Consider the following 1,246-nt stretch of genomic DNA (forward strand, 5'->3'; position numbering starts at 1 on the left):
TACCCCCGCTGTGTGAAGCCAAGGCCACAGAAGTACAGTGTGAAAAAAGCCAATAAAAACAATGCCAGTCAGGCTTAACTGACTGGCATTACCGTCAATTGACGGCCCCTTTCTCGTATCGCTATCGCGCCAAGTGCCCGCGCAGCTTCGCCGATTCGCCACACACGCCCTAGAAAGGCGCGCAGCTCTCGTCGCTCTCCTGTAAAAATTGCTCCAGCTCGGCCTGATAGGCCGCATCAGGTTGACCGCTGCTGGCAGGGATTACGGCGGCAGGACGAGCGACGGGAGGGGCGGTGAGGGTCTCCATCACCCGCTGCTGCAGATAGGGGTAGAAGGGGTTGGAGGAGGTGCGAGTGAGGGCGCCGGGGTTGACGATCAGCACGCCGCGCTCGCCACGCAGGGCCAGGCCGCCGAGATTGATGCCATATTGCTCCCGCTGCTCCGGGCGCGCCGCCATGCCATAGAGGGGGTCGTCCATCGGGAAGGGGAGCGCTACATGGGAGAGGGAGTAGATCTCCTTGGGATAATCGACACCCAGCGGGCGGAGCTGTTCAGGCTGGTCTGCGCTGGCCAGCGTTCTGGCCTGCGTCGCGGGGGAGGTGGGCTCGACATTGCCCACCACAGTGAGGCGATAGTGTCCGGGGGCGTTTGGCAGCAAGCGGTGCAGCGCCAGCTCTGAGTCCGAGCTCATCAGCGGGCCAAACAGGGTGCTGCGGTTGATATCAAACAGCACCAGTTCGCTGCCGTTGGCCGGCAGGTAGTGGTAGAGATCTGCAATGATGGAGCGGGTGCTGACGGTGTAGTCCATCACCGACTGGAAGGTGAGGGCGGGGGGAAACGCCGCCAGCTCGCCACTGGCGGCCAGCTGGCGCACCTGCTGCTGGATGGCGTGGGTCAGGCGGTAGGACTGGCGCGCGCCGTTGACCGGAAACGAGTTGTATTTGAACGGGTTGAACTCCGGCATGGTGTCGAGCCAGGCGGCGTTGGCAAAGGCGGGCAGCAGGGCAGGCACGGCCTTGAGCCCGGCGAAGCGGGCAAAGCGGGTCACCCCGATCATCGGGGAGATCAGCACCAGCCGATCCGGTTTTGCCAGCGCACCGCTCGGGTCGGCCAGCGCATCGAGCGCATATTTCACCGCCAGCGCGCCGCCGTTGGAAAAGGCTATGTCCCAATTACGTGTTGAAAGGCTAAGCTTGAAGTAGGCCATCACCTTGAGGTCTACCATCATGGATACCCCAGCCTTTCA

1 pseudogene is annotated in these 1,246 nt (G+C 62.8%); it reads right to left on the reverse strand.

Annotated features, from left to right (window positions below):
• Positions 1-169: 169 nt before the first annotated feature.
• Positions 170-1,165, reverse strand: a pseudogene (locus tag ACW5W8_RS23675) (alpha/beta hydrolase); the annotation flags it as partial.
• Between the last annotated feature and the right edge of the window lie 81 nt (positions 1,166-1,246).

The organism is Aeromonas aquatilis (assembly GCF_054052405.1).